Annotated in this window: 1 protein-coding gene; it reads left to right on the top strand. The window is 43.7% G+C overall.

The features are described 5' to 3' along the window. The first annotated feature begins 1 nt into the window (after position 1). Complete coding sequence (gene tuf / locus ACFIMX_RS08885; RefSeq protein WP_012755022.1) at positions 2 to 1,177, top strand: elongation factor Tu; 1,176 nt, start codon at positions 2 to 4, stop codon at positions 1,175 to 1,177. The last annotated feature ends 12 nt before the right edge of the window (positions 1,178 to 1,189 follow it).

Genomic DNA, 1,189 nt, shown 5'->3' with positions numbered 1-1,189 from the left:
AATGGCGAAGAGCAAGTTTGAACGAACAAAACCGCATGTTAATATTGGTACGATTGGTCACGTTGATCATGGGAAGACCTCGTTGACAGCAGCGATTACGAAATATTTTGGTGAATTTAAAGCTTATGACCAAATTGACGCTGCGCCAGAGGAACGCGCACGTGGAATTACTATTTCTACAGCACACGTTGAGTATGAAACGGAAAATCGTCACTATGCGCACGTTGATTGTCCAGGACACGCTGATTATGTGAAAAACATGATCACAGGGGCAGCACAGATGGATGGTGCTATTTTGGTTGTTTCAGCAGCTGATGGCCCAATGCCTCAGACACGTGAGCATATTTTGCTTGCACGTCAGGTTGGTGTTCCAGCAATTGTTGTTTTTCTTAATAAAGTTGATCAGGTTGATGATGCAGAACTTTTGGAGCTTGTGGAGCTTGAGGTTCGGGAACTTTTATCCAAATATGATTTTCCAGGCGATGATATACCAATTGTTAAGGGTTCTGCGTTGGCAGCCCTTGAGGATAAGGATAAAAGCATTGGTGAAGATGCTGTTCGTCTTTTAATGAGTGAAGTTGATAATTATATTCCAACCCCTGAACGTCCTGTTGATCAACCATTTTTGATGCCGATAGAGGATGTATTTTCGATTTCGGGTCGTGGAACCGTTGTTACGGGTCGTGTTGAGCGTGGTGTTATTAAAGTTGGAGAGGAAATCGAGATTATCGGTATTCGTCCAACGTCTAAGACGACGGTTACAGGCGTTGAAATGTTCCGCAAGCTTTTGGATCAAGGTCAAGCGGGTGATAATATAGGAGCTCTGCTACGTGGTGTTGACCGTGAAGGGATTGAGCGTGGTCAAGTATTGGCAAAGCCAGGATCCGTTACACCTCATACACGATTTAAAGCAGAAGCTTACATTTTGACAAAAGATGAAGGTGGACGTCATACACCATTTTTCACGAATTATCGCCCTCAGTTTTACTTCCGCACGACGGATGTTACAGGTATTGTTACGCTTCCAGAAGGAACGGAAATGGTTATGCCAGGTGACAATGTTGCGATGGATGTTTCGTTGATCGTTCCGATAGCGATGGAAGAGAAACTTCGTTTTGCTATTCGTGAAGGTGGTCGTACTGTTGGTGCCGGTATCGTCTCTAAGATCATTGAATAAATAATGCTTGTT

Source organism: Bartonella sp. AD24XZML, from assembly GCF_042196485.1.
Taxonomy (GTDB): domain Bacteria; phylum Pseudomonadota; class Alphaproteobacteria; order Rhizobiales; family Rhizobiaceae; genus Bartonella.
This window is presented reverse-complemented; position numbering and strand designations above follow the sequence as displayed.

Coding starts and splice junctions, on each gene's coding strand:
- tuf (WP_012755022.1), top strand. CDS start 2: ATGGCGAAGAGCAAGTTTGAACGAACAAAACCGCATGTTAATATTGGT.